The sequence below is a fragment of the Kribbella sp. NPDC049174 genome, assembly GCF_043197365.1.
In the GTDB taxonomy this organism is placed as follows: domain Bacteria; phylum Actinomycetota; class Actinomycetes; order Propionibacteriales; family Kribbellaceae; genus Kribbella.
This window is the reverse complement of the sequence record NZ_JBICSZ010000005.1, coordinates 49,166-75,766: the sequence shown is the minus strand read 5'-3', so window position 1 is coordinate 75,766 and position 26,601 is coordinate 49,166. Positions and strand designations below refer to the sequence as shown.

The 26,601-nt window shown below is 69.0% G+C and carries 27 protein-coding genes; 10 read left to right on the top strand and 17 right to left on the bottom strand.

Features of this window, described 5'->3' with window-relative positions:
• Positions 1-40: 40 nt before the first annotated feature.
• Positions 41-1,555 (bottom strand): MFS transporter, encoded by a 1,515-nt coding sequence (locus ACGFIF_RS25325; protein WP_393157782.1) that lies wholly within the window; start codon positions 1,553-1,555, stop codon positions 41-43.
• 88 nt (positions 1,556-1,643) lie between these two features.
• Between ACGFIF_RS25325 and ACGFIF_RS25320 the strand changes: the two genes are divergently transcribed.
• Positions 1,644-2,102: a MarR family winged helix-turn-helix transcriptional regulator gene (locus ACGFIF_RS25320; protein WP_393157780.1), complete on the top strand. Its 459-nt coding sequence runs from the start codon at positions 1,644-1,646 to the stop codon at positions 2,100-2,102.
• On the opposite strand, the gene ACGFIF_RS25315 is transcribed toward ACGFIF_RS25320, so the two are convergent.
• From ACGFIF_RS25315 to ACGFIF_RS25280, 8 genes are all read right to left on the bottom strand, one after another.
• Entirely contained in the window at positions 2,103-2,909 is an 807-nt protein-coding gene (locus ACGFIF_RS25315) for a carbohydrate ABC transporter permease (RefSeq protein ID WP_393157778.1), read from the bottom strand.
• Positions 2,906-3,784 (bottom strand): carbohydrate ABC transporter permease, encoded by an 879-nt coding sequence (locus ACGFIF_RS25310; protein WP_393157776.1) that lies wholly within the window; start codon positions 3,782-3,784, stop codon positions 2,906-2,908. The genes ACGFIF_RS25315 and ACGFIF_RS25310 overlap by 4 nt, the downstream gene beginning before the upstream one ends.
• Positions 3,781-5,124, bottom strand: coding sequence for an extracellular solute-binding protein (locus ACGFIF_RS25305; protein ID WP_393157775.1), 1,344 nt, complete (start codon positions 5,122-5,124; stop codon positions 3,781-3,783). Before ACGFIF_RS25305 ends, ACGFIF_RS25310 begins: the two co-directional genes overlap by 4 nt.
• Positions 5,125-5,133: 9 nt before the next feature.
• Complete coding sequence (gene ilvA, locus ACGFIF_RS25300; RefSeq protein ID WP_393157773.1) at positions 5,134-6,336, bottom strand: threonine ammonia-lyase; 1,203 nt, start codon at positions 6,334-6,336, stop codon at positions 5,134-5,136.
• 36 nt (positions 6,337-6,372) lie between these two features.
• Complete coding sequence (locus tag ACGFIF_RS25295) at positions 6,373-7,125, bottom strand: hypothetical protein (RefSeq protein ID WP_393157772.1); 753 nt, start codon at positions 7,123-7,125, stop codon at positions 6,373-6,375.
• A gap of 65 nt (positions 7,126-7,190) precedes the next feature.
• Positions 7,191-7,994, bottom strand: a complete 804-nt coding sequence (locus tag ACGFIF_RS25290; RefSeq protein WP_393157771.1) for an ABC transporter permease — start codon at positions 7,992-7,994, stop codon at positions 7,191-7,193.
• On the bottom strand, positions 7,994-8,776 hold the full coding sequence (locus ACGFIF_RS25285; RefSeq protein ID WP_393157769.1) for an ABC transporter permease: 783 nt from the start codon (positions 8,774-8,776) through the stop codon (positions 7,994-7,996). Before ACGFIF_RS25285 ends, ACGFIF_RS25290 begins: the two co-directional genes overlap by 1 nt.
• The gene (locus ACGFIF_RS25280) at positions 8,776-9,723 is read right to left on the bottom strand and encodes an ABC transporter ATP-binding protein (RefSeq protein ID WP_393157768.1); all 948 of its coding nucleotides are present in this window, start codon (positions 9,721-9,723) and stop codon (positions 8,776-8,778) included. The genes ACGFIF_RS25285 and ACGFIF_RS25280 overlap by 1 nt, the downstream gene beginning before the upstream one ends.
• A 72-nt stretch (positions 9,724-9,795) precedes the next feature.
• On the opposite strand from ACGFIF_RS25280, the gene ACGFIF_RS25275 reads away from it, so the two are divergent.
• Positions 9,796-10,629 (top strand): class I SAM-dependent methyltransferase, encoded by an 834-nt coding sequence (locus ACGFIF_RS25275; RefSeq protein WP_393157767.1) that lies wholly within the window; start codon positions 9,796-9,798, stop codon positions 10,627-10,629.
• On the opposite strand, the gene ACGFIF_RS25270 is transcribed toward ACGFIF_RS25275, so the two are convergent.
• Together ACGFIF_RS25270 and ACGFIF_RS25265 are read right to left on the bottom strand one after the other, a co-directional pair.
• Complete coding sequence (locus tag ACGFIF_RS25270) at positions 10,586-11,317, bottom strand: SDR family oxidoreductase (RefSeq protein WP_393157766.1); 732 nt, start codon at positions 11,315-11,317, stop codon at positions 10,586-10,588. The genes ACGFIF_RS25275 and ACGFIF_RS25270 overlap by 44 nt on opposite strands.
• Before the next feature lie 51 nt (positions 11,318-11,368).
• On the bottom strand, positions 11,369-12,187 hold the full coding sequence (locus ACGFIF_RS25265) for a type II CAAX prenyl endopeptidase Rce1 family protein (protein WP_393157765.1): 819 nt from the start codon (positions 12,185-12,187) through the stop codon (positions 11,369-11,371).
• A 216-nt stretch (positions 12,188-12,403) separates the two neighbouring features.
• Between ACGFIF_RS25265 and ACGFIF_RS25260 the strand changes: the two genes are divergently transcribed.
• From ACGFIF_RS25260 to ACGFIF_RS25245, 4 genes are all read left to right on the top strand, one after another.
• Positions 12,404-13,009, top strand: a complete 606-nt coding sequence (locus ACGFIF_RS25260; protein WP_393157764.1) for a MarR family winged helix-turn-helix transcriptional regulator — start codon at positions 12,404-12,406, stop codon at positions 13,007-13,009.
• On the top strand, positions 13,006-14,616 hold the full coding sequence (locus ACGFIF_RS25255; protein ID WP_393157762.1) for an MDR family MFS transporter: 1,611 nt from the start codon (positions 13,006-13,008) through the stop codon (positions 14,614-14,616). The genes ACGFIF_RS25260 and ACGFIF_RS25255 overlap by 4 nt, the downstream gene beginning before the upstream one ends.
• Positions 14,617-14,801: 185 nt before the next feature.
• The gene (locus tag ACGFIF_RS25250; RefSeq protein WP_393157760.1) at positions 14,802-15,383 is read left to right on the top strand and encodes a hypothetical protein; all 582 of its coding nucleotides are present in this window, start codon (positions 14,802-14,804) and stop codon (positions 15,381-15,383) included.
• Between the two features lie 8 nt (positions 15,384-15,391).
• Positions 15,392-16,504, top strand: coding sequence for a hypothetical protein (locus ACGFIF_RS25245; RefSeq protein ID WP_393157759.1), 1,113 nt, complete (start codon positions 15,392-15,394; stop codon positions 16,502-16,504).
• Between the two features lie 55 nt (positions 16,505-16,559).
• Here ACGFIF_RS25245 and ACGFIF_RS25240 read toward each other — a convergent pair whose 3' ends face one another.
• Genes ACGFIF_RS25240 through ACGFIF_RS25230 form a run of 3 tightly spaced genes read right to left on the bottom strand, consistent with a single transcriptional unit; the run spans position 16,560 to position 20,542 of the window.
• Positions 16,560-17,960 carry an AI-2E family transporter gene (locus ACGFIF_RS25240; protein ID WP_393157758.1) on the bottom strand — a complete coding sequence of 467 codons (1,401 nt, stop codon included), beginning with the start codon at positions 17,958-17,960 and terminating at the stop codon, positions 16,560-16,562.
• Between the two features lie 53 nt (positions 17,961-18,013).
• The gene (locus ACGFIF_RS25235) at positions 18,014-19,384 is read right to left on the bottom strand and encodes a glutamate mutase L (RefSeq protein WP_393157757.1); all 1,371 of its coding nucleotides are present in this window, start codon (positions 19,382-19,384) and stop codon (positions 18,014-18,016) included.
• Positions 19,385-19,387: 3 nt separating this feature from the next.
• On the bottom strand, positions 19,388-20,542 hold the full coding sequence (locus tag ACGFIF_RS25230) for a cystathionine gamma-synthase (RefSeq protein WP_393157755.1): 1,155 nt from the start codon (positions 20,540-20,542) through the stop codon (positions 19,388-19,390).
• A gap of 288 nt (positions 20,543-20,830) precedes the next feature.
• Between ACGFIF_RS25230 and ACGFIF_RS25225 the strand changes: the two genes are divergently transcribed.
• From ACGFIF_RS25225 to ACGFIF_RS25210, 4 genes are all read left to right on the top strand, one after another.
• Entirely contained in the window at positions 20,831-21,412 is a 582-nt protein-coding gene (locus ACGFIF_RS25225; RefSeq protein WP_393157754.1) for a hypothetical protein, read from the top strand.
• Between the two features lie 10 nt (positions 21,413-21,422).
• Entirely contained in the window at positions 21,423-22,949 is a 1,527-nt protein-coding gene (locus ACGFIF_RS25220; protein WP_393157752.1) for a hypothetical protein, read from the top strand.
• 313 nt (positions 22,950-23,262) lie between these two features.
• Positions 23,263-23,694 carry an SRPBCC domain-containing protein gene (locus ACGFIF_RS25215; protein ID WP_393157751.1) on the top strand — a complete coding sequence of 144 codons (432 nt, stop codon included), beginning with the start codon at positions 23,263-23,265 and terminating at the stop codon, positions 23,692-23,694.
• Positions 23,684-24,076: an ArsR/SmtB family transcription factor gene (locus ACGFIF_RS25210; protein WP_393157749.1), complete on the top strand. Its 393-nt coding sequence runs from the start codon at positions 23,684-23,686 to the stop codon at positions 24,074-24,076. The genes ACGFIF_RS25215 and ACGFIF_RS25210 overlap by 11 nt, the downstream gene beginning before the upstream one ends.
• Before the next feature lie 109 nt (positions 24,077-24,185).
• Here the strand turns inward: ACGFIF_RS25210 and ACGFIF_RS25205 are convergent, their stop codons facing one another.
• The 3 genes from ACGFIF_RS25205 to ACGFIF_RS25195 form a co-directional block, all read right to left on the bottom strand.
• Complete coding sequence (locus ACGFIF_RS25205; RefSeq protein ID WP_393157747.1) at positions 24,186-25,316, bottom strand: endonuclease/exonuclease/phosphatase family protein; 1,131 nt, start codon at positions 25,314-25,316, stop codon at positions 24,186-24,188.
• 278 nt (positions 25,317-25,594) lie between these two features.
• Positions 25,595-25,894 carry a DUF1905 domain-containing protein gene (locus tag ACGFIF_RS25200; protein ID WP_393157746.1) on the bottom strand — a complete coding sequence of 100 codons (300 nt, stop codon included), beginning with the start codon at positions 25,892-25,894 and terminating at the stop codon, positions 25,595-25,597.
• 71 nt (positions 25,895-25,965) lie between these two features.
• Positions 25,966-26,577: a TetR/AcrR family transcriptional regulator gene (locus tag ACGFIF_RS25195; protein WP_393157744.1), complete on the bottom strand. Its 612-nt coding sequence runs from the start codon at positions 26,575-26,577 to the stop codon at positions 25,966-25,968.
• Positions 26,578-26,601 lie beyond the last annotated feature (24 nt).

The window sequence follows — 26,601 nt, the reverse complement described above, 5'->3', positions numbered from 1 at the left end:
TCCATATCTCCACAGCTCCAGACAGAGGAGCTGGTTGTTGTCACGCGGCCGGGGACATCTCCTCCTCGGCCAGTTCGTCCTGTACGGCGGCCAGCTCGGCCGCCTCGGCAGCCTCAGCCGCCCGCTGGGCCCGCAGACCACGCAGGCCAGTCAGCGCGATCACCAGACCGAGCGCGGAGATCCCGGTCACCACAGCCAGCCCCGGCTTGTACGCCGACAGCATCCCGGCCGGTGTGGTGACGCCGACCGACTGACTGGTGATCACCGCGGTCACGATCGCGAGGACCACCGCGCCACCCACCTGGCTGGCCGTGTTGAACAGCCCGGACGCCAGCCCCTGCTCGTTGTCCGGGACACCGGACACAGCCTGGATGTTCAGCGCCGGGAACCCGATCGCGAACCCGAGGCCGATCAGCATGATGGTCGGGAACACGGTCGCGAAGTACGCCGACTCCGGGCCGATCCGCAGCGACAGCGCGTACCCGGCGACGAACAGCGCCATCGCGCCGATGATCATCGGCGCGGTGCCGATCCGGTCGGCCAGCTTGCCCGCGTTCGGCGACAGGGTGGCGACCAGCAGACCGGCGGGCAGGAAGGCCAGCGCGGTCTCGAACGACGACCAGCCGAGCAGGTTCTGCAGGTACAGCGTGCCGATCAGCTGGAAGGCGACGTACGAACCGAACACGGTCAGGATGGCCAGGTTCGCCCGGCGCAGCGAGGCGTTGCGCAGGATGCCGAGCCGGACCAGCGGGTGCTTCGACCGCAGTTCGATCGCGATGAACGCCGCCAGCAGGACGACGGCCAGCGCGAACATCCCGATGGTCTGGACCGAGACCCAGCCCGCGTGTTCGGCACCGACGACGGCGTACACCAGCGACAGCATGCCGGCCGTGACGGTGATCGCACCGGGGACGTCGTACCCGCCGGCGGCGTTGTCGCGCGGGCTGTTCGGGATCAGCTTGATCGCGAACAGCAGCACGATCAGGGCGATCGGGCCGGGCATCAGGAAGGTCCAGCGCCAGCCGACCTCGGTCAGCGCGCCACCGAGGATCAGGCCCATCGAGAAGCCGGAGGCGGCGCAGGTGGTGAAGATGCTGAGGGCGCGGTTGCGATCCGGGCCCTCGTGGAAGGTCGTGGTGATGATGGAGAGTGCGGCCGGCGCGGTGAACGCGGCGGCGATGCCCTTGACGAACCGCGCGGCGATGAGCAGTTCGGGACTGGTGGCCAGCGAGCTCAGCATCGAGACGACGGCGAACACGGCCAGCGCGATCAGGAACACCCGGCGGCGGCCGAGCAGGTCGGCGGTACGTCCGCCGAGCAGCAGCAGGCCGCCGTACCCGAGCACGTAGCCGGTCACGACCCACTGCAGGGAGGACAGGGATACGCCCAGATCGGCGCCGATGGACGGCAGGGACATGCCGACCATGGACACGTCCAGGCCATCGAGGAAGATCACGCCGCAGACCACCAGAAGAGCGCCCCAGAGGCGCGCGTCCCAGGTCATGCGGGCCGGTGCAGAGCCGGCTGGTGATGGGGTGTGCGTTGTCTGTGTCACGAGGGGAGACTATTCCATGCACGTGCATCTAATGTCTAGGCATTAAATGCGGTTGCATTGAATGCGTCTGCATGCTAACGTCGCCTCCATGACCGCCATGAAGGTCAGCGCCGGTCCTGGTGAGGCCAGCGCCGATGCCAGTGCTGATGTCAGGGAATGGCGCGAGTTGCTCGCTCGCCACGCCGACCTGACCTGCGCGCTCGACCGGGCACTGCAGGCGGGTCACTCGCTGGGGATGAGTGAGTACGAGGTGCTCGAGCGCCTCGCCGAACTGCCCGAGCAGTCCGCGAAGGTGCAGACGATCGCCAAGTCGGTGCATCTCAGCCAGAGCGCGCTGTCCCGCGTCATCGGCCGACTGGAGACCGCCGGCCTGGTCGAGCGGCACATGTGCCCCGAGGACCGCCGCGCGGTGAACGTCCGGCTCACCGAGGCCGGCCTGCACCGCCAGACCGAGGCGAAGCCGACCCAGCGCCGCGTTCTCGCCGAGCGGCTGCACGCTCCCCTCGTGAAGGCCTGCCAGCCCCTGCAGCCGCCGGCCGAGGACTGATCACTCCCGGACGGCGCCTTCCAGCATGCCGGCGATGAAGTGGCGCTGGAGGAACGCGTAGACGAGGACGACCGGCGTGCCCACGATCACCGCACCCGCGGCGAGCAGGGTGAAGCCGGATGTGTACTGACCGGAGAAGAAGGCCAGCCCCAGCGGCGCGGTCCGCAGCGACTCGCTCGTCACCATCACGAGCGGGATCAGGAACTCGTTCCACGTCCACATGAACACCAGCACGATCAGCGTCACCAGCGCGGGCCGGGCCGGCGGAACCAGCACCAGCCACAACGTGCGCCAGTGCCCGGCGCCGTCGAGCCGGGCCGCCTCGACCATCGACCGGCTGGAGGACCGGAAGTACGCCCGCATCCAGAAGGTGCCGAAGGCAACGGACTGGGCGACCTGCGGTAGCGCGACGGCCCAGAACGTGTCGGTCAGCCCGAGGGTGCGCAGATCGAAGTACAGCGGTACGACGATCGCCTCGGTCGGCATCATGATCCCGATCAGGAACAGGTAGAACAGCGGCCCGGCACCGCGGAACCGCATCGTGCCGAACGCGTACCCGCTGAGGATCGACAGCAGCACGCTGACCACCACGACCGTCACCGACACCGACACACTCATCCGCAGATAGGTGCCGAAGTGCCCGATCTCCCACGCCTTGCCGAAGTTCCCGAACCCGCTCGACCCGCTGCCCGCGTCGTCCGGGCCGAGCGCGGCCGCCAGAATCGTCACGATCGGCCCGAGCGCGAACAGCCCGAAGACGATCAGCAGCGTGTAGTTGCCGATCCGCTCGGCCAGCGACGCCCTCACGCGGTGCCCCGATCCGCCAGCCGGTTGACTCCCAGCGTGATCACGAAGATCAGCACCGTCAGGCAGACCCCGATGGCGGCCGCCGATCCGACCTGGCCGAGCTCGAACGCCCGGTGGTAGACCTCGTACGACGGAACGCTGGTCGACGTCCCCGGACCGCCGCTCGTGGTGATGTAGACCAGGTCGAACGTCCGCAGCGCGGCGATCACCGTCAACGTCACCGCGACCGCGATCTCACCCCGGACCGCGGGCAGCACCACCGCGAAGAACTCCGCGAACGGTCCGGCTCCGTCGAGCCGGGCCGCCTCGTACCGCTCCCGTGGGATCCGTGACATCCCGGCCAGCAGCAACACGGTCACCAGCCCGGTCTCGAACCACGTCCCGATCACCCCGACCGCCGGCAGGGCGAACGTGTAGTCCCCCAGCCAGCCGCGCGCGACGCTGTCCAGCCCGACCGCCCGCAGTACGTCGTTCAGCGGACCGTCGGGAGCGTAGATGTGGCGCCAGGCAACGGCCACGACGACCATCGCGACCACCTGCGGAAGGAACACGACGGTCCGGAAGAACCCGAGCCCGCGAACCCTGGCCCGCTGCAGCACGGAGGCCAGCGCCAACCCGATCAGCACCGGAAACACCGCGTAGAAGACGATCAGCACCAGCGCGTGCCCGAACGCGGCCCGCAGCCCGGCGTCCCGGACCACGTCCAAGTAGTTGCTCAGGCCAACGAATCGGGCGAGGGTGATCCCGTTCCACTCGAACAGCGACAGATGCACTGCGCGGAGCAACGGGTACAGCAGGAACGCGCCGTACACGAGCAGCGCCGGCAGGAGGTAGAGGTATCCGATCCGGCGCGGCTCCCCGGGCGGTGAACTCACTTGCCGGCGAACTTGCTGTAGTCGGCCTCGAGCTTGGCCAGGAACTGCTGCGGTGTGGCCTTCTTCGCGAGCAGATCCTGCAGCGCCGCGCCGATCGTGTCGTACATCGTCGGCGTCGCGTAGTCGAGGTACGGCACCAGTGCCTCCTTGCTGACCGCCGTACCGAAGCTGCTGAAGATGTCACTGGCGAGACCCGCCGGAGCCTGCTGGGCCGAGGTGTCGGCGATCGGCAGGTTACCGGTGCTGGTGAGGACCTTCATCGCGTCCGGGCTGGTGATGAAGTTGATGTACGCCGCGGCCGCGTCCGCGTTCTTGGCCTTGTTGGTGATCGCGAACGGCAGACCGGTGCCACCGGTGACGACCGGCTTGGCGTCGGCCGACTCCCCCGGCGGGAGCATGAAGCCGACCTTGTCGCCGAGCGCCTTCTGCAGGTCGGCCTGCAGCCAGGTGCCGGCGATCAGGAACACCCCGTTGCCCTTGCCGAAGTCCTGCCAGGCCGGGTCGTACCCCTGCCCGTTGAAGCCCTGGTTGAAGTAGCCCTTGTCCACCCACGACACCAGCGCCTCGGCCGCCTTCGTGTTCTCCGGCGTGTTCCAGGACGCACCTGCCCGGCCGAACGCGAGCGTGGTGATCTGGTCGGCCGGTACGGAATGGTCCTGCACCGTGCCGAACACGTGGATCGCCGGCCACTTGTCCAGGTTGCCGAACTGCATCGGCACCTCGCCGGCCGCCTTCGCCTTCGCCAGCGCGTCCTCGAACTCGGCCCACGTCTTCGGCGGCTGGACGCCGAGCTTGGTCAGCTTCTCCTTGTTGTAGTAGAGCCCGACCACCTCGCCGACCTGCGGCAGCCCGTACAGGTTGCCCTCGCCGAAGGTCTTGCCGTCGGCCGAGTAGCGCGAGTACTGCAGCACCGAGCCCGGGTACCGGCTGCCCCAGTTGTACGCCTTCGCCCACTCGTCCAGCGGCACCAACTGCCCGGCCTTGACGAACTCACCCATGTCCGAGCGGCCGTTGTTCGCCTGTACGACGTCCGGTGCGTTGTTGCCCGACAGCGCCAGCCGCAGCGTCGTCTTCAAGTCGTCGAACGAGCGCGAGACCCGGGTGATCTTGATGTTCGGGTACTTCGCCTGGAACTGCTTGATCAGCTCGGCCATCTGGGCCGCCTGCCCGCCGCGGACCTCCTGGTCCCAGACGGTCAACTGGACGTCGCCGAGCGCGGCAGCATCCGTCTTCACCGTGCTCGGCGCGCTGGCCGTACCACTCGGGCTGTCGGACCCCGGCGTACAAGCCGCTGCCGTGAGCAACAAAGCCGCCGCTGCGGCGATGATTGTCTTCTTCACAAGGACTCCTCAGTTCAGCGTGTACGTGTAGCCGTTGCCGGTGAGACTGGCCAATACCCGTTCACGGTGCTTCTCACCCCGCAGTTCGAGCTGCAGGGCGACCTCGACCTCGTCCAGGTTCAGCGTCTCGGAGATGCGTTCGTGCAGCACCTCGATGAGGTTCGCGTCCAGCGTTGCGAGCTGGGTCAGCAACGTCGCCAGACCACCCGGTGTGTCCGGGATCCGCACCCGCAACGACAGGTACCGGCTGGCGGCAGCCATACCGTGCTGGATCACCCGCATCAGCAGGATCGGGTCGATGTTGCCACCGGACAGCACCACCACGACCGGCGGCTTGAACCGCGTCGGCTCGTCCAGTACGGCGGCCACCGCGGCGGCGCCGGCCGGTTCGACCACCAGCTTCGCGCGTTCCAGCACCAGCAAGAGGGCCTTCGACAACGAATCCTCGCCGACCGTCCGCATCTCCCCGACGTACGACTGGATCGCCTCGAACGGCACCTTCCCCGGCAACCCGACCGCGATCCCGTCCGCCATCGTCGACATCGCGGCCAGTTGGACCGGCTCACCGGCCGCGAGCGAGGCCGGATACGCCGCCGCACCGGCAGCCTGTACGCCGACCACCTCGATCGGCAGCCCGTCGCGCTGCATCGCGCACGCGATCCCGGCCACCAGTCCACCGCCCCCGGTCGGTACGACGACCGTCCGCACCTGCGGGCACTGCTCGACGATCTCCAGCCCGGCCGTCGCCTGCCCCGCCACGATGTCCGGGTGGTCGAACGGGTGGATCAGCACCGCACCGGTCTCGGCCTCGAACGCCCTCGCCGCCTGCAGGCAGTCGTCGATCGATGTCCCGACGAAGCGGATCTCGGCGCCGTACGCGCGGGTCGCCTTCTCCTTCGGGATCGGTGCACCGTGCGGCATGAACACGGTCGCCTTGATCCCGAGCAATTGCGCCGCCAGCGCCACGCCTTGCGCGTGGTTGCCGGCGCTCGCCGCGACCACACCACGAGCCCGCTCGCGCTTCGACAGCCGGGCCATCCGGACGTACGCGCCACGCAGCTTGAACGAGCCGGTCCGCTGCAGGTTCTCGCACTTGAGGAACACGTCGCCGCCGACGAGTTCACTCAACCAGCGCGAGTACTCCAGCGGCGTCGGCGCCACCACGTCATGCAGCAGATCCGCCGCGCGGGCGATGTCCTTGGCATCGATCACGCCCTCACATTACGACCGCGAACGGCTACGCGCTGGTCATTTGGTGAGGACTGCCAACTGGTTGCGCATCACCCGGCGGACGGGCGGGTCGAGGTGACGGTCCCAGTCCGGCCGGCGCTCGCCGCGGAGCAGGGCGTAGTACGCGAGTGCCTCGGACAGCGCCGACTCGCGCAGGTACCCGCGGGCCAGCGGCTGCTTGCCCCGGCCGTTCGGTCGCGGCCGGCGCTCGTACGCCGCGTTGGCGGTGAAGATCCCGAGTCCGTAGAACACGGTGAGCAGATCGGTCAGCGACTCGTGGTCGGGCCGGTGCGCGAACGAGATCCGGCCGCCGCCGAGCAACAGTTCATGACCGGCCTCATGAGCGAAGATCGCGACCAGCGCGACCGGGTCGGCGGCCAGCGCGGGCGCGAGCTGGATCTCGTTGCGCTCGGCACCACGGACCCACCGACCCGACGACTCCTTCACCACTCCTCGGTACGCCGGTCGTCGGACGCCGTCGGCAACGAGGCCGAAGGTCAGGGCGCACTGCCCCGACCGCAGATCCATCCGCTCCGAGACCCGCGCACACAACTCCTCGGCCGCCGCGAGCCCGCCGTCGTACGCGGGCGGAATCAACTCCCCGGGCAGCGCGATCGGCCGGAGCAGAACCTCACGTCCGAACTCGCTCACCAGCCAGTCCATCGACGACCGGATCCACCGCCGCCGGCCACCCGCCAACCGTTCCCGCGGCGCCTTCAACCGCGCCCGCACCTGCTGCTCCCGCCGCAACACCCCGATCGGATTCCTCACCCGCCGAATCATGCCTTTCGGACGGCGCCGTAAACCCTCCGGTTCCGCACCTTCACATTCAGTGACTACTTGAGCAGGAGTTTCCCGAGGCGGCGGGATGCGACGTACATGCCGAGGGTGCCCATCACGGCCAGGTAGAGGGCGTTGATCAGGAGGGACCAGCTGACGGTGCCGGTGGTGAAGGCGCGTTCCAGGACGACGCCCTGGTAGAGCGGGGTGATCTCGACCAGCCAGCGGATCGCGGCCGGGTAGGTCTCGACCGGGTAGAAGGTGGCCGAGAACAGGAACATCGGGATGATCGCCAGTTGCACGAACTCGAAGTCCTGCCAGCTGCGCATGAACGTGGTCAGCGCCATCCCGGCCCCGGCGAACGCGAACCCGATCAGCACCGAGGCCGGCAGTGCGAGCACCGCCCACCACGACTCGACGAGTCCCATCCCGAGCATCACCAGGATGAACATCGCCGAGTAGCAGGCGCCGCGCAGCAGCGCCCAAGTCACCTCGCCGGTCGCGACGTCCCACGGCCGCAGCGGTGTGGCCAGCATCGAGTCGTAGAGCTTGGCGTACTTCATCCGGAAGAAGATGTTGTACGTCGAGTCGAAGATGGCGCCGTTCATCGCCGAACTGGCCAGCATCGCCGGTGCGACGAAGGCGGCGTACCCGATCGTGGTGCCGTCCGACAGGGTGAAGTCGCCGACCAGCTGGGCGACGCCGATACCGATCGACAGCAGGTAGAACACCGGCTCGAAGAACCCGGACAGGAACACGATCCAGGACCGGCGGTAGAGCAGGAAGTTGCGCTCCACGATGTGCCGCCCGCCACCGAGGCGAAGCGGCACCGGGACGACCCGGGCGGTCAGCGTCGCCATCAGCCGATCAGCTTCTTGGTGAAGCCGCGGACGGCGAGCCAGGTGCCGACCAGGAACCAGATCAGCAGATATCCGACGTTGAGGAGCGCCATCCACGGATCGACCGTGCCCAGGCTGAGGTCGCGGGACAGCTCGACCCCGTGCCACAACGGGCTGACGTAGGCGAGCCACTCGATCCAGTTCGGCAGCTGCGACACCGGGAAGAACGCACCCGAGAACAGGAACGCCGGGACGACGCCGAACCGGAAGATCATCGCGAAGCCCGCGTCGTTCTCCAGTTTCGTCGCGTACGCCGCGACCGGACCGGCGACGGCCATCCCGACCAGCAGCGCGACCGGCAGTCCCAGCAGACCCAGCGGCGACCGCAATCCGCCGAACGCGGTGATCACCACCAGGAACACCGCGCAGGTGCTGGTCACCCGGAACGCGATGAACGACAGCTGCCCGTAGACGACGTCGGCCGGACGCAGCGGCGTAGCGATCATCGAGTGGTAGAACTTCTGCCACTTCAGCCCGCTCATCACCGGGTACGTCGCCTCGCCGACAGCGATCTGCAGTCCGGTCGAGGCGAGCAACCCGGGCGCGATGTACTGCAGGTAGCTCACCCCACCCAGCGCATCGTCGCCGGCGCTGTCCACGAACGACCCGAGCCCGATCCCCATCGCGGCCAGGTAGAGCAGCGGCAGCAGGAAGCTGCTGATCAGCGTGCCCTTCCAGGTGCGCTTGTAGACCGTCAGCCAGTAGTCGAACTGGCGACGACCGTTCTCCAACGCGACCGTCATCAGTCCACCAACGTCCGGCCGGTGAGGCGCAGGAACACGTCCTCCAGCGTCGAGCGCCGGACCAGTACCGCGGCCGGCTCCAGACCCCGCTCATGGACGGCGGCGACCGCGTGCTCACCGTCGTCGGTGTAGAGCAGCAGCCGGTCCGGCAGCACCTCGATGCGCTGGGCCAGGTCTCCCACCTTCTCGGCGAGCGCGTCGTGGTCGGACAGCATCACCTCCGGCCCGAACCGCAGCTCGGTCACCTCACGGGTCGAGTAGTCGCGGATCAGCTGGGCCGGCGACCCCTCGGCCGCGATCCGCCCGCCGTCCATCACGACCAGCCGGTCGCACAACTGCTCGGCCTCGTCCATGTAATGCGTGGTGATGATCAGCGTCACGCCGGCCTGCTTCAGCCGGAACAGCTTGTCCCACAACAGATGCCGGGCCTGCGGGTCGAGACCGGTCGTCGGCTCGTCGAGCAGCAGCAGGTCGGGTTTGCTCACCAGCGACCGCGCGATCGTCAGCCGCCGCTTCATCCCGCCGGACAGCTCGTCGACCTTGACCTTCGCCTTGTCGGTCAGCGCGACGAACTCGAGCAGCTCGTCGGCCCGCAACCTGCACTCGGCCCGGCTCAGCCCGAAGTACCGCCCGTAAATGGTCAGGTTCTCCCGCACCGTCAGCTCGGTGTCGAGGGTGTCGTCCTGCGGGCACACGCCCAGCCGGGCCCGGATCGACGGCCCCTCGGTCGCCGGGTCCATGCCGAGGATGCGCAACGTGCCGCCGCTGGCCGGCGAGACCGCGCCGATCATCCGCATCGTCGAGGACTTGCCCGCGCCGTTCGGCCCGAGGAACCCGAACGCCTCCCCACGCCACACGTCCAGGTCGATCCCCTTGACCGCCTCGAAGTCGCCGTACGCCTTCCGCAATCCGCGGACATGGACCAGGGACTCCCGCTGCTCACTCACGGCTCGACCCTAGACGCACCTCCGGACACTTTTCTTGTCGATTTGGGTAGCTTCACGATCGATACTGCCGGTGTGGACGACCAGAAGCAGTGGCTGGCCGGCGTCTTCGATCGCGCGGCGCCGACCTACGACGCGATCGGGGACGCGTACCACCGGCACTTCGCGCGGCGGCTGGTCGAGCTGGCCGGCATCGTCCCCGGGTCCGACGTCCTCGATGTGGCCTGCGGCCGGGGCGCGGTTCTGCTGGCCGCTGCTCGGGGCGCGGGGTCCCTGACCGGTGTCGATGTGTCGCCTGGCATGATCGAGCTCGCCGCGGCGGACCTGCGGGCGGCCGGCCTGGCCGGAGTCGACCTACAGGTCATGGACGCCGAGCGGATGACGTTCGCGGATGCGAGCTTCGATGCCGTCGTGGCGGCGTTCGCTCTGTTCTTCCTTCCCGATCCCGAACGCGCCGCCGCCGAGTTCCGCCGGCTGCTGCGGCCCGGCGGAGTCGTGGCCGTCTCGACCTGGGCCGAGGACGACCCTCGCTGGGCCTGGGAGGACGACCTGATCGCAGCCGCCGGTACGCCGGTTCGCCGGGCTGTGCAGCGCCCGTTCGACCGCGCCGAGGACGTCGTCGGCCTCCTGACCGGCGCCGGCTTCGACGACGTGGGTGTCCACCACGAGGCCATCACCATCAGGTTCGCGAGTGAGAAGGACTGGTGGGATTGGCACTGGTCGTTCAGTCTGCGTGGCGTGCTCGAGCAGTTCGATCCCGCCGCCCTCGAGTCGCTGCGGACTGCGTCGTACGAACAAATGGCCGCGCTGCGCACCGCGGACGGCTTCCCGCTGCAACTCAACGCATGGATCGTGACCGGTCGTGTCAGCCGCGGCCGACGTACGGCATCCCCGCCGCCATCACCGTGAGAGTGGGTACGGCGACCGACGTCGGCAACTGGGCGATCCGCACCACGAAGTCCGCGACGATCCTCGGGTCGAATGTCGGCTCGACCGCGACCGAACCGTCCGCCTGCAGCACGCCCTGGCTCATCCGCTCGGTCATCTGGGTGGCGGCGTTGCCGATGTCGATCTGGCAGGCGGTGATCCCATGGGCCCGGCCCTCCAGTTCAAGGCCCTTGGTCAGACCGCTGATCGCGTGCTTGCTCGCGGTGTAGGCGATCCCGTGCGGCCGCGGTACGTGCGCCGAGATGGATCCGTTGTTGATGATCCGCCCGCCCTTCGGGTCCTGCCGCAACATCAGCGCGAAGGCGGCCTGCGCACACAGGAACGACCCGGTCAGATTGGTGTCGACCACCCGCCGCCAGTCCTCCTCCGTCACGTCCTGGACCGGTGCGGCCGGCGCACCGGTGCCCGCGTTGTTCACCAACAGGTCGACACGCTCCAGGCCGTCGAACAACCCGCGCACAGCAGCACCGTCGGCCACATCCAGCACTGCGCACTCCACCCGCCCACTACCAGCCGCGTCAGCGGTTTCACGCAGCTTCTGCTCGGTCCGGCCCGTGATGATCACCTCGAACCCGGCCGCCGCCAGCGCCAGAGCCATCTCCCGCCCGAGCCCCGAACCGCCTCCGGTCACCACCGCCACCTGCGCCATCCGCACGCCCTCCTGCCGCTCGCCGAATCGACGTCCAGGATCGCAGGATGCTCAGACGGACAGCCGCACGGGACCTGCCGGGTTGCGGCGCCAGTACCACCCGACGGCTCCCGCCACCGCGGCCAGAACGAGCAACTCCACCCAGACTCCGTTGTCGAGCGGAGGCATCAGCTCCTCGGAGAGGTTCCACGCCGCGTGCGTGAGGATGGCTCCCGGCACCCCGCCTCGGAGCCGTTCGCTGACGAACAGCATCAAGTAGGTCAGCGGGAACAGCCCTAGGAAGAAGGTCAGTCCCTGCTGGGTGAGCAGTCCGTCGTCGTGCTGTCCCGTCCCGTTCAAGAAGTACAGCGGCACGTGCCACAGCCCCCACGCCGCGCCGAGGACGACGGTGGTGGCCAACTGCCCGGAGTACCGGCGCAGACGCGGCTGGACGTACCCCCGCCAGCCGAACTCCTCGGCGACCGGCCCAGCCAGGAAGGTGTAGGCCATCGCTCCGAGCAGCCCTCCGGCACCAGCAATGACCTCGGCGGCATGGTCGGGGAATGCGGGGAGTCCGCCAGTGAGCACTGTCGCTCCCAGCGGCGCGAGTGATCCGAGTAGCACAGCGGCGATCGGCCATCTCCACGACCACTTCACGAGCCGCAGGCGCTTCTCCCGTCGCCACAGCCACATCGCCAAGGCCGCCAGAGACGGGCCGGACGCAGCCAGGGCGAAGACGAGCGTCCCGCCGCCCTCGTCGAGATCCGCGCCCAGCAGGCCCAGGACTACCCAAGGCAACCAGGTCAAGACCAGGCAGACCACACCGAACTCCAGCAGCCGGCGGGTCGTCGTCACCTTGCTGTCCACAGCCCGTACGTCGATTGCCGTCACCAAGCACCCCAATCACTTCGCAGGAATGTGCTCAGCCTTGTCGTGACGAACGGCGTCGGCCAGGGAGCCAGACCGACCACCCACAGGGGTGCCAGGTCCACCCCTCTCTCCACCCGATGTGACCACCCGGCCACGGAGAGCAAATGAGTGGCGACTCAGTCAAGAACCTTGGAAACTCATTTGCGTGTATCACGCAAGCATGTATATGCTTGCAGCATGCAAGTAAACGACGCGTACTCCGCGCAGACCCCGATCGAGGGTGTGCTGCACGCGTTCACCCGGATCGGCCGCCGCCTGAAGGGCAAGCAGCCCGGCGACACCCTCGACCACAGCGCCCACGTGGTCCTGTTCGTCCTGCGCTGCAGCGGTGCGCTGCGGCTGTCCGATCTGGCCAACCGGCTCGAGCTCGACGCCTCCACCGCCAGCCGGCACGTCCGGGCACTGGAGCAGCTCGGCCTGGTCCGCCGCTCCCCCGACCCCGACGACGGCCGCGCCTTCCGGGTCGAGCTGACCGAGGAGGGCATCGAGCAGTGGGAGGCCGGCGCCCGCCGCCGGATGGAGCTGCTCAGCGCCGCCATGGAGGGCTGGTCCGAGGACGACGTCCGCACGTTCGAGCGGCTGATGACCCGGTTCGCCGACGGCGTCGCGAGCCAGACCGACACCGGCGCCGACAACCGCACCTGGGCCGACAAGGGCTGGGCCGCCGTCGCGCCACGCATCCGGCCGACTGCCGCGGCCGAGCGCCGTACCGAAGACTTCGCGCCCGGCGGGGACCCCGCCGCCCGCGAGAACACCGACAAGAACCTGGAGAGCACCAGATGAGCACCACCGAGCCCGCCACCTCCGGCGGCGCTGCGCCTGAAACCGGGTCTGACGCTCCGAACTACCTGTCCCACAAGCAGATCCTGGTCGTCCTCGGCGGGCTGATGGCCGGCATGTTCCTGGCCGCACTCGACCAGAGCATCGTCGGGACCGCGCTGCCGCAGATCGTCAGCGAGTTCAACAGCCTCGACAAGCTGTCCTGGGTGGTCACGGCGTACCTGCTGACCTCGACCGCCTCCACCCCGTTGTGGGGCAAGATCTCCGACCTCTACGGCCGCCGCCCGCTGTTCATCGCGGCGATCGTCACCTTCCTGGCCGGCTCGGTCCTGTCCGCGATGGCGCAGAACATCGAGATGCTGATCGGCTTCCGGGCCGTCCAGGGTCTCGGCGCCGGCGGTCTGATGTCGCTGGCCTTCGCCACCATCGGCGACGTGATCCCGCCGCGCGAGCGCGGTAAGTACATGGGGTACTTCGGTGCCGTCTTCGGCCTGTCCTCGGTGGCCGGTCCGCTGCTCGGCGGCCTGCTCACCGACGGTCCCGGCTGGCGCTGGATCTTCTGGATCAACCTGCCGATCGGTCTGGTTGCCCTGGGCATCGTCGCCGCCGTGCTGAAGCTGCCGCACGTGAAGCGGTCGCACAAGATCGACTACCTGGGCGCCGCGGTGATCACCGGCGCGGTCACCACGCTGCTGCTGGCGATCTCCTGGAGCGGCCCGAGCAACGGCTGGGGCAACGGGACCACCATCGCCCTGCTGGCCGCGGCCGTGGTGCTCGCCGTCGCCTTCGTCTTCGTCGAGCTGCGGGTGTCCGAGCCGATCATCCCGATGGACCTGTTCAAGGGCCGGATCTTCTCCGGGTACGCCGGGTACGCGTTCCTGCTCGGGTTCGCGATGTTCGGTGCGCTGATCTTCCTGCCGCTGTACCTGCAGGCGGTCAAGGACCTGTCGCCGACCCGGTCCGGACTGGCCTTGCTGCCGATGATCGTCGGTATCTTCTCCGCCTCGATCCCGAGCGGCCAGCTGATGAGCAAGAACGGCCGGTACAAGGCGTTCCCGATCATCTCCGCGGTGCTGGTCGGCGGCGCGATGGTGCTGCTGTCCACGCTGAGCCTGACCACGCCGTACTGGCAGCTGGCGATCTACATGTTCGTGATGGGTGCCGGCCTGGGCCTGTCGATGCAGATCACCGTCACCGCCGCGCAGAACAGCGTGCCCCGGCAGCACATGGGCACCGCGACCTCGACGATGACCTTCTTCCGCTCCATGGGTGGCGCGATCGGCACGGCGGTCTACGGCGCCGTCCTGACCAGCCGGCTGAAGGATCACCTGACCGACCTCGTCCCGAACGCGACCCAGTCCGTGGTCGACGGGCTGGCGAAGGCGGCCAACAGCGTCGACGCGCTGCACGCCTTGCAGCAGCCGATGAAGGGCTGGGCCCTGCAGGGTCTGGTCCAGGCGATGGACGACGTCTTCCTGGTCTCGCTGCCGTTCCTGGCGATCGCGTTCATCATCGCGGTCATCACCCCGGAGCAGCGCCTGGCCGGCCGGTCCGACGACAAGAAGCCGGAGGACTCGGTCGAGAGTTCCGCAGCCGCCGCGATGCACTGACGGCGGCCCATATGAACGGAGGGCCTCACCGGGAAACCGGTGAGGCCCTCCGCGTTTTCGTCGGCTGTGCGAGTGCCTGGCGTTAGAGATCTGCCAAGTCGGCGACAAGCCCGGTCCTGTGACCCTGATCGCGTCCTACGGTTGCCGACGATGGCTTGAGTCACGGACGGAAGGAACAAGCCCGGATGAAGACGCAGGACAGGCCGCTCGACGAGGACGACCTGGCGATCGCCGACCTCGCCGAGATCACGGACTGGACCACAGTGGCCGGCCCGAACAGCGACGACTCCGGACCCGCCGTGGTTCGTGCGTTGGTCCAGCGGGTCACGACCGCGACCGGCTGGGAGCCGTGGCCGCTCAAGCCGGGTGAGCAGATCAACCCGGTGCTGGCCTCCTGGGGATTCACCACCAAGCGCGGCAGCTCGATCATCATGTTCGACGGGCTTGCCTTCGCGGACTGCCCCAACAGCGGATGGTCGGCGTACGAGATCGGGCCGGACGACATCCCCGCGGCCGAGGCCGGGCTCGACGCCCACTGGCCGGAGCACCTCGAGCTCGCTCGGAAGCACCTGGGCGAGCCGGCGTACGTCGGCAACGACAGCAGCCCCACCTTCCTCGACGAGTGGGCGCCGGGTGCGGGCGCCGACCGGCGTCACCTCGCGGTCTGGGTCCGCCCGGGCGCGCAGTTCCACCTGTTCAGCAACAAGCCGACCCGGGACCCGCTGATCAGCGCGGTGGGTGTCACCTACGCGGTCTACATCGACTAGGAGATCGAATGTCCACACCTCATCAGGGTCCGGGGCAGTGGGAGCCGGGTAACTGGGTCGCCGCCACCGACTACCTGGCGAACCTGAACGCCCAGCAGCAGCAGAACCTGCAGCTGGTGCTGAACATGAACCAGGAGCAGGCGCAGAAGCTGGAGCGGATGCTGAACAAGCAGCCGCTGCGGGCCCGGATCCACACCGCGATCGGCAACGCCGTCGCCCGGGTTCACGAGGTCTACGACCAGACGGCCGAACGGCTGAGCGAGGCCGCTCAGACGCTGGCCACGCAGGCCAGGCAGTACCGGCAGGCAGCGGTCGACACCTACAACCAGGCCAGCGGGCAGGTGGCGGACCTCGTCGACCGTGGCGTGGTCGCCGCAGACCTCGCCGCGCAGCGCGCCCGAGAGGGCATCAACGCCGGCGGCCGCGCGGTCGCGCAAGGTGCCCAAGCCACCGGCCAGGCCGTCGTACAGGGCGCCCAGGTGACTGGCCAGGCCGTCGCGCAAAGCGCACAAGTCACTGGGCAGGCCATCGCACGAGGTGCACAGGCCACCGGCCAGGCCGTCGTACAAGGCGCACAGGCCACCGGGCAAGCCATCGCGCAAGGTGCGCAGGTCGCTGGGCAGGCCATCGGGCGGGGCGCGCAGGCCACCGGACGAGCTGTCGCCGAGGGTGGTCGGCAGGCCGTGGCCGCCGGGCAGCAGCTGGCCGGCAACGTGTCCCGGTGGTTCCAGGACAAGAAGGCCCATGCCCAGATCCGCGGCGAGGCCGCTCGCGCGTCCTTCGCCGCGTTCCGGATGGACCCGACCCTGCCGCGGGAGGTCGCGAGCCCGCAGGAACGCCTGGAGCTGAGCCAGCAGTTCAGCAAGGTCCTGGCGGCGACGACCCCCGAGGCTCGACTCGCCGCGGTGAAGGAACTGCTCCAGACGACCCAGGCTCAGGTGGGCGCCAAGGAGAACGCCCAGAACATGTCGGTGGCACTCGGCGGCGTGGCACCGGCTTCCCGCGCGACCGGCCCGGGCCAGGTCGTGGGGACGGATCAGGGCACCGAGCAAGGTGCGCAGAGCACCGTCAACCTCACCAAGAACCCACCCACCAAGGGCGGTCCGTCCCTCGGGGGCTGACCGACGAACACGCAGAAGGCGCCGCCGAGAGCTTCTCGGCGGCGCCTTTCGCTGTCTAACCGTCGACGACCTCGGGCGACGGATGTCTTCGGCGGGGTAGCTGGCGCGTGGGTGGTTCGGGATCGACGTCGTTACCGGCCAGATGGTTGACGATCGTGTTGACGACGGCGGCCGTCGGTACGGCGATCAGCGCGCCGACGATCCCGGCCACGATCACACCGGTGGCGATCGCCAGGATGATGGCCAGCGGGTGGACGGCGACCGCGCGGCCGAGCAGGAACGGCTGCAGCACGTGCGCCTCGAGCTGCTGGACGCCGATCACCACCGCCAGCATGATGATCGCGACGATCGGGCCCTTGGCGACGAGTGCGACCAGTACGGCGACGGAGCCGCTGATCAGCGCACCGACCACGGGGATGAACGCACCGACGAAGACCAGGATCCCGATCGCACTGACCAGCGGCAGGCCGAGGATCGCGGCCCCCAGCGAGATGCCGATCGCGTCCACCGCCGCGACGACGATGGTGGCCCGGACGAACGCGGTCAGCGAGACCCACGCCTTCCGGCCGGACGAGTCGGCCTTCTCCCGCGCCTGCCGCGGGAACAGCCGGACCAGCCAGGCCCAGATCTGCGCACCCTGGTAGAGGAAGAAGAACAGGCAGAACAGGGCGATGAACAACCCGGCGACGACGTGGGTCGCAGTGGTCCCGACCTCGGCCGCGCGCTGGCCGAGCGCACCGCCGGACATGATCGTGTCGCGCAGCGAGTCGAAGGCGTTGGTGATGTCCTGGTCGTCCAGGCCGAAGTTGATCCGGGCCAGCTCACGCAGCTTCTGCACACCTTCGCCGACCTGTGTGGACAGGCTCTCGAACTGGCCGGCGATCTGCGTACCGACCAGCGTGAGCAGACCGGCCACCAGCACGACGGTGGTGAACACGGTGATGCCGGCCGCCGGGCCGCGCGGGATCCGCAGCCGCTGCAGGCCGTCGGTCACCGGCACCAGCAGCGCGGTGAGCAGTACGCCGACCGTCACCGGAACGACCACCTCCGAGAGGTAGCGCATCCCGTACCCGATCACGAGCACCGCGGCCACCAGCACCAGGAACCGCCAGGCCCAGGCACTGGCGATCTCCATCCCCGGCGTCACCCCGGTGTTCACCCGCCCCTGGCGCAGCGCCGCCGGCCGCTCGGCCGCGTCACCGCTCGACGCCACAGGCTGCTCGGCCACGTCACCGCTCAACGCCGCCGACTGCTCGGTCACGCCGCCGCTCGAAGCCGTGGGCCGCTCGTCGGCCGCGCGGTCGCTTAGCGCCGCGGCCCGCGCGTCGGCCACGCGGTCGGTCGGCGGATCGGCCTCGACGGTGTCATTGGCTTCCGCCAGAACGTGGTTGTCCGCCACCGGACTCGGATCATCGTTCCCGACGTCCGGCACGTCGTCTTCCCGCCCCTCGCTCATCACACCTCCGCAGCTCGCCGTGCTGCTGAGAGCAGCTTGCCGTGCTGTCGAGACTAGTGCCCGGCGCGGACCGTTCCATGAATTCGAGTGGCCAGGCCCTGTGCTGCCTGCGGATCGAGGTCGGCGAGGAGTCCGACGCCGGCGAGCACGTAGTCCTTGTCGACGCCGATCGCGGCCCGCTCCGGCACCAGCCAGCCCTCCTCCTGCGCGTTCGCCGCCACCGACCCGAGGATCCGCGCCGCCACGTCCGGCCCGTTGTGCCGCAGTACTCCCCCGGACCCGACCAGCAGGTCCACCTCGCGCAGATCCTTGCCGGACCGCTCGATCACCCGCCCGCCCGGCCCGAACACGATCCGCTGCCGGCCCGCGTGCCGTCTCAGCGCGACCGTCGCGGCGATCTTCGCCAGCATCTCGTCGTACGACGCCTCGATCGCACTGTCCGGCAGGTACGACGGATCGTCGTGCCGGCGGACCGCAGCCAGGCGAACCGCGTCGTCGTCGGGGATCAGCCCAGCCTCGACACCAGCCGCGATCACCGGCACCGCACTCCACCGCATGCCGAGGTCACCCTCGACGGTCCGCGTCACCGGATGAGTCGCGACCACCTCACGCCCGAGGTTGGCGTCCTCCGGATCGAGCTCGATCACCGAATGCACGTCGGTGGTCGCCCCACCGATGTCCACGACCGCCACGTCGCCGTGCAACCCGGCCAGCACTTCGACTCCCCGCAGTACGACGTCCGGCGTGGCAGCCCGGACCATCCGCGCGAAGGACGGGTCCTTGGACAGGTTCTTCCCACCGATCACGTGGGCGAGGAACATCTCCCGGATCGCGGCTCGCGCACTGTCCGGCGCGAACACCCCGATCTCGGGTACGACGTTGTCCGCCAGCACATGCGGTACGCCGGCAGCCGCGAGCGTCTCGTGGATCTCTGCCTGCGCCTCGACGTTGCCCGCGACAACGACCGGACGACGCCAGCGGTAGGTGGCCAGCGTCGATGCGGCCTTGAGCAGGACGGCCGAGTTCCCACCGTCCGTGCCGCCGAGCAGGAGCACGACGTCCGGCCGGTCCTTGCGCAGTTCCTTCAGCGAAGTCGGCGTCAGCCCACCGTTGACCACGGCAACGACACGGCCACCGCTGGACAACGCGACCCGGCGGCCGGCCTCGGCGGTGACGAGCTCTTCGTTGCCCACGACACCGATCCGGAGACCGCCGCCCGCACTCGAACAGGCCAGCACGTCAGCCTTGGCGACGCCATGATCCGCTTCCTCGAGCACGGCCCGGCAGGCATGCCAGCCGTCCATCACATCGGTGCCGATCGTGGTGCGGTGTTCGGCCCGGGCGACGAGGTCGCCCGAGCCGGAGTCCACCGCGATCGCCTTCGTGAACGTCGACCCGAAGTCGACCGCAACCACGAGGCCCACGGGTTACGCCAGCGCGCGGTCGAGGTCCAGCAGCAGGTCGTCGATCGTCTCGATGCCGACACTCAGCCGGATCAGGTCGGCCGGCACCTCCAGCGGCGTACCGGCGACCGAGGCGTGCGTCATCTTGCCCGGGTGCTCGATCAGCGACTCGACACCGCCGAGCGACTCGCCCAGGGTGAAGACCTCCGCCTTGTTGCAGATGTCGATCGCGTGCGCCTCGCCGCCGGTGACCCGGAACGACACGATGCCGCCGTACCGCTTCATCTGCTTGGCGGCGGTCTCGTGACCGGGGTGACCGTCGATGCCCGGGTAGAGCACCTGCGTCACGGAGTTGTGCCGCTGCAGGAACTCGACGATCCGCTCGGCGTTGTCGCTGTGCCGGTCCATCCGGACGCCCAGGGTCTTGATCCCGCGCAGCACCAGCCAGGAGTCGAACGGGCCGGCCACCGCGCCGATCGCGTTCTGGTGGAAGGCGATCTTGTCGGCCAGCTCGGTGTCGCGGACGATCAGCGCACCGCCGACGACGTCGGAGTGGCCACCCATGTACTTCGTGGTCGAGTGGACGACCACGTCCGCACCGAGCTCCAGCGGCTGCTGCAGGTACGGCGACGCGAACGTGTTGTCGACGACCAGCAGCGCACCGGCGTCGTGCGCGACCTGCGCGATGATCGCGATGTCGGCAACGTTGAGCAGCGGGTTGGTCGGCGTCTCCAGCCAGACCACCTTGGTCTTGCCCGGGCGGATCGCGGCGCGGATCGCCTCCGGGTGCGTGACTGCGGCCGGCGTCATCTCGACGCCCCAGGCGCCGAGCACCTTGGAGAACAGCCGGAACGTGCCGCCGTACGCGTCGTCGGGGAACACCACGTGGTCACCCGGCACGCAGAGCGAGCGGATCAGGGTGTCCTCGGCGGCCAGACCACTCGCGAACGCAAAGCCGCGGTTACCGCCTTCGATCGCGGCGAGACACTCCTCCAGCGCGGTCCGGGTCGGGTTCGCCGACCGGGAGTACTCGTAGCCGTTGCGCAGCCCGCCGACGCCGTCCTGCTTGTAGGTGCTGGTCGCGTAGATCGGCGGCACCACCGCACCGGTGGTGGGGTCGGGCTCGTTTCCGGCGTGGATGGCGAGCGTCTCGAAGCCGTAGTGGTGTTCCTTGTTCACCGGACCAGCGTACGGCCTGGTCTCATCGACCTGACGCGCGCCGTCCACAGGTGAGATGAACCGGCTATGTAAGAGATGGATCCAGGTTGTCCACAGACGCGTCGAACCCGCTGGCATCTGACCCACACCGCGACCTACGGTTGCGGTCAGTGATTACCGCCACCGACGCAGGGTAGTTGCCTGGTGGTGGGGAGTAGTTGCCGCGTGGTTCACAGGTAGTTGCCTCGTAGTTGCCATGTAGTTGCCCTGGTCAACGCAGGATCGCAGAAGGAAGGACGACGGCACCGGATGAAGACACAAGCCAGGCCGCTCGACCAGGACGACCTGGCGATGGCCGACCTCGCGGAGGTTCGGGACTGGACCGCAATCGCCGGTCCGGACAACGACGACTCCGGTCCGCAGGTCGTCCGTGCGCTCGTCAACCGGGTGATGACGCAGACCCCGTGGCGGCCCTGGCCGCTGGAGCCGGGTGAGGTGATCGCGGCCGAGATGGTCTCCTGGGGATTCACCACTCCCCGCGGTACGACGATGATCGTGTTCGACGGTCTGGTCTTCTCCGACTGCCCGGACAGCGGCTGGTCGGCGTACGAGATCGGGCCGGACGACATCGCCGCCGCCGAGGCCGGGCTGGACGCGCACTGGCCGGAGCACCTCGCGCTAGCCAGCCGGCACTGGGGACAGCCGGACTACGTCGGTGACGACAGCAGCCCGACCTTCGCCGACGAGTGGGATCCCGGCGCCGGGGCCGGCCGCCGGCACCTCGCCGTCTGGTTGCGGCCGGGCGCGCAGTTCCACCTGTACAGCAACAAGCCCAGCAAGGACCCGCTGACGACGTCTGTCGGGGTCAACTACGCGGTCTACATCGACTAGGAGCCCCCGGATGAGCGAGCCCTCCCAGGAGCCGGGCCGGATCCGCCGCATGTCCACCGGCGTCTCCCGCTGGCGGAACACCCGGCGCGGCACCAAGACGCTCAAGGCCGCCTACGCCGAGGCGGAGAAGGACGTGAGGCGGACGGATCCGGTCGTCCGCGAGCGGATCGGCCGCGCGAACCTGACCAAAGCCGACCTGCAGCAATTGGCCGAGGCCCAGATCGCCGGTGAGTTCGGCGGGCAGCGGCACCGCGACCTGGCCCAAAGGCTGAACCAGGCGGCCGCCGATCGCGTCCCGGCGAACGGGCGCACCAACCGGTTCTCCCGCTGGCGAGCCACCCGGCGCGGGACGAAGGCGCTCAAGGCGGCGTACGCCCAGGCGGCGAAGGACGTGAAGAAGATGGATCCGGCGGTCCGCGAATCCATCGGCAAACACAGGATCACCCGCTCGGATCTGCAGGCCCTGTCGGAGGGGCATATGGCTCAGGTCTTCCGCCCGGAGGGCCGCACAGGCGCCACCCCAGGGGCGCAGCAACCCCAGCCCCAACCCCAGTCGCAGCAGCCGCAGTCGGCGCAGCTGGATGCGCTCGCCGAGCAGCTCCTGCGGATGGCAGAGCTCCAATTGCAGACCACCATGCTGCAGAACCAGCGCCTGCAGGAAATCCAGCAACAGCTCGCCGAAGCCCTCCAACAGGTCCAACAGCAAACCACCCAGCCACAGACCGTCGTCCAGCAACCGGCAATCCAGCCGGACTCACAAAACGTAGGCCAGCACGCCGTAGTCCAGCCGGACTCACAAAACGTAGGCCAGCACGCCGTAGTCCAACCGGACTCACAAAACGTCGGCCAACACGCCGTAGTCCAGCCGGACCCACAGACCCCGGCACAACCCCAGCCCGCCCAGCCCCAACCCCAAGACCCCGCCCTAGCCGAGCCACAAACCGACCCCACCCCCGACTGGGTAGCCTCAGGCACCGGAAACGGCACCCGCCGACCCGCCCAACAACAGCCCACCCCACAGGTGCAGGCACCCGCGGCGCAACAGCCTGCGCCGCAACAGCTGCCTGCCGCACAACAGCCCACCCCGCAACAGCAGGTGCCCGCGGCACAACAACCCTCGCCACAACAGGCCCCCGCCGCACAACAGCCGACCCCGCAGCAGCAGATGCCCGCAGCGCAGCAGCCCGCGCCGCAGCAACAAGCACCGGCCGCGCAACAGCCTGTGCCGCAACAGCAGGTGCCCGCCGCGCAGCAGGCGCCGGCTGCGCAGCTGCCTGCTGGTCAGCGGGAAGCGGCTGCAGCCAACCAGCAGTGGACGCCCAACCCGCAGGCCGGACCCGACATGTCGGAGCAGAACCAGGCCGACATGAAGGGCGAGATGAGCAAACTGCACCACGTCGCCTTCACCGGCACCGCTCAACCCAGAATCCAAACCGGCAACCAGTCACGCCCGGCAGGCGAGCGCCCACCCGGCAGCGAACCCCACCGAGCGACGACCCCAGGCGCCGACCGCACCAAGAACCCCCACGAACGCTGACCCACAAACCCCAAGCCCGCGCCAGCCACACCCCAGCAACTCCCGGATCACCCGCGGGCCGACACCAACCGCGAACGCGGCTGGCAAGCTCAGCGGCGTTCGCCCGGTCTGCCATGCCGTCCCCCAGCCGCGCCCGCCAACCCCGGCACCGCTCGCCGGGCAGCCAGCCCTCCGCCCCACCTCCCCGACCACTTCGCACTCCAACCGCCTTCGCTGCACCACCTCCTGCCCCACCCAGCGGCGGAGCTTGACGCAACCGTGGAGTTGCAATAACTTTGTGGCAACTGGATGGTTGCTACTTGTGGAGGTTGTGATGGGGTTTCCGGATCGGATCGAGCGGACTGTGGAGATCGGGCATCCGCCGGCGAAGGTGTGGGCTGCGTTGACCACGGCTGAGGGGCTGGGGACGTGGTTCGGGCATCAGGCGACGATCGACCTGCGGCCGGGTGGATCGGCGCAGATGTCGTGGACCAGCGGCGACCAGGCCGAGATGCGGATCGAACGGGTGGAGGAGCCGACCACCTTCGGGTTCACCTGGCACATCTACGGTCTGCCGGCGGACGACCCGCGCCGTACCTATGTCGAGTTCACCCTCGAACCCGTCGACGCCGGCACCCGGCTGACGGTCGTCGAGACCGGCTTCGCCCAACTGCCGGAGGACGAGTACCGCAAGGCGTTCGAGGCCAACACGCACGGCTGGACGTCCGAGATCGACGAACTGGTCGAATACCTCGATGCAGCCTGACACTCAGCGGTCCGAGCCCACCCGAGCAGCCGACAGCAGCGCGGGTACGGCGACCCGCGCCGAGATGGAGGCGGTCGCGGAGCAGGTGTTCGTCGCGCTGGCCGATCCGAGCCGGCGCAGCATCCTGGCCACGCTGGCCTCGGGCGGTCCCGCGACGGCCACGGACCTGGCGAATCGCCTGCCGATCACCCGGCAGGCGATCGCCAAGCACCTGACGCTGCTCGCCGACGCCGGGCTCGTCACAGCGGAACACGGCGAGCGCCGCCGCGTGCGGTTCCGTCTGCACTCGGCGCCGATGCAGGTGGCCCAGCAGTTCCTGGCCGCGATGGCCCGCGACTGGGACAGCCGCCTCGACGCCTTGAAAGATCACCTCGAGGGCTGACCGGGCGCCTAGCCGTCACCAAACCGGCTAGGCCCGCCCGCTCACTGCCGGCCCGACCTCAGCACCAGCCCGGACTCAACGGCAACCCGGGCTCGCTGCCGGCTCGGACTCAATGCCGGGCGGGGACGCGGAGGTCTACCCATACCAGCCGGTGGTCGCTGGTCGGGAACGGGAAGACTCCGGTCAGCCGCGACAGCGGATCCGCCTGCACCGGCCAGAACACGCCCGCACCCACGGGCTTCAACTGACGCGACGGCAACACATAGTCGGCCCGCAGGTTCCCCGGCGCCGGGTTGTCCTGGAAGTCCGCCGTGTCGTACTTCGGATCACCCTGGTGCGACGCGTTCGCCCCACCCTGCAACACGGCGGCCTCCGTCGCACCGGCCGACGTCGGCAACGGGTCGATGATCCGCGGGTGCTCGATCAATTGCTGGATCGAGCCCGGCACCGAGTCGCCGTCGACCGGGTCGCTGTTCTGGTCGCCCGCGATGACGAACGCGCTGCCCGGCCGCAGACCGCCGTACCGGCCCTTGTCGTCGTAGATGTACGACGACCGCGTGCCCGGCTGCACGTAGTCGGCCCAGAACCGGATCTCGTCGTGGTTCCGTCGCCCGTTGCGGTCCTCGGCGCCGTCGAAGGTCGGCGGTGTCGGGTGCGAGGCCAGGAAGTGCACGGTGCGGTTGCCGATCCGGATCGGCAGATCCCAGTGCGACTTGCTGGACAGCCGGAAGACGTCGAGCTCGGCCGGCGAGTACCAGTCGGCAGGTGCCGGTGTCGTCGCGTCGTCCGGCAGCAGCGCGCCCGGCATGTCCTTCCACTTGAAGAGCTGGAACGTCCGCACGTGGCGGGTGTCGATCGGGTAGCGCGAGTACACAACCATGCCGAACTGCCCCTCGAACACCCCGAACCCGAAGGCGTCGTCACCGCCCGCGATCTGGCCGTCGTTGTTCAGGTCGAAGCCGCTCGGGATCCCGGTGTTCGACGGCGCGACGTACACGTACGGATAGTTGATCGGCTGCGCCCCACCCTGTCCGACCGCCAGATAGTTGGCCCGGAACAGGTTCGCCGCCTGCTGGTTCGGCACGAAGTCGAACTCGTTGATCAACAGCACATCAGGCCGGGTCCGCTGAATCACCTCAGCCACGGCCCTGGCCTGTGCGTTGGCGCCAGTACTCAGATCCGCGACCAACTGCCCGGCCGCACCCCGGTTCAAGCTCGCGTTGTACGTCGCGAACCGCACGGACCCATGCCCACCAGCCTCCGCCGGCACAGCCCCAGCCAGTCCAGCGCCAAGCACCATCCCTAGTGCAACCAGCAACCTGCCCGTCCTCCGCATAACCACCCCTCCACTCAGCCCGCATGCGCGCCAAACGCCAACCACCCCAACGCCCACCCCACTGAACGCCAAGTGAACTCTCAACAGCCCCCCACCGCCACAGCTCAGGCCCCACCTGACGAGAGAATGCTCCCGCGCGCAGACACCTGACCCGTCGGCCGGGCGTCGGTCCGTGGCGTCGGCTACAGGTCGAGGAGTTTGAGGTTTGTTTGTACGGTTGCGCCTTCGAGCAGGCCCTCGGCGGTGCGGACGGGCTTCTTCACCGGGAGGACGTAGGTGCCGGACTTGCTGTCCGGGAAGAGCGACGTCTGCCAGGTGGTGTCGCCGATGGTGACGGCGACTCGGACTGAGCCGAAGCCGTGGCGGGTGGGGGCGGTGAGGTGCGCGATGTCGTCGCTGATGTCGGCGGGGAGCGAGATGAAGTGCCAACTGCCCTCGCCCGGATGCTGCCACAGGGGCGCCGAGAACCGGAACGTGCTCACGAGGCGACCGTAGCGCCGGCCGCCGACAGTCCGCGTCAGGACAACAGCCCGCGTCAGGACGACAGTCTGCCTCAGGTCGGATCGGCGGCAGACTCGGTGATCGGGGTGCCGCGGCGGGCGAGGATGGCGGTGGCGGCATCCAGCAGGACGGCGCGGATCTCGGCGTCGGAAACCCCGAGGTCGAGCTCGACCGAGATGGCGGCGCCGACGGTTTCGACCGCGGCGGCGGCGCGGAGGCGGTCGGCGGGTGAGGGGTCCGGGCCGGCCAGCCAGAGCTGGAAGCGCCGGCTCTGCGCGATCAGCCGGTCCAGGTCGTCCCCGAAGGCGGCCAGTACGGCGGCGATGTCGCGGAGCAACGTGGGTCCGGTCGACCGGTGGGCGATCACCACGTCGACGTACGCGCCGAGCAGTTCACGCTCGGTCTCCGGGGACCACGGAAGCTGATCGACCTGCCCCAGGACCCGGGAGATGTCGTCCAGGAAGGTACCGACGATCGCGCGGAGCAGCTCCTGCTTGGACGAGTAGTGGTAGTACAGCGACGCCTTGGTGATGCCGACCTGCTCGGCGATCTCGCGCAGGCTGGTCTTCTCGTACCCCTGGCTCGAGAACAGCTCCACCGCCGCCCGATGGATCTCGGTCTTGGTGTCCCTCACCCGCTCACGGGGATTCGTCGCGTGCTGCACGTGACCACCCTCTCATTGATCGCG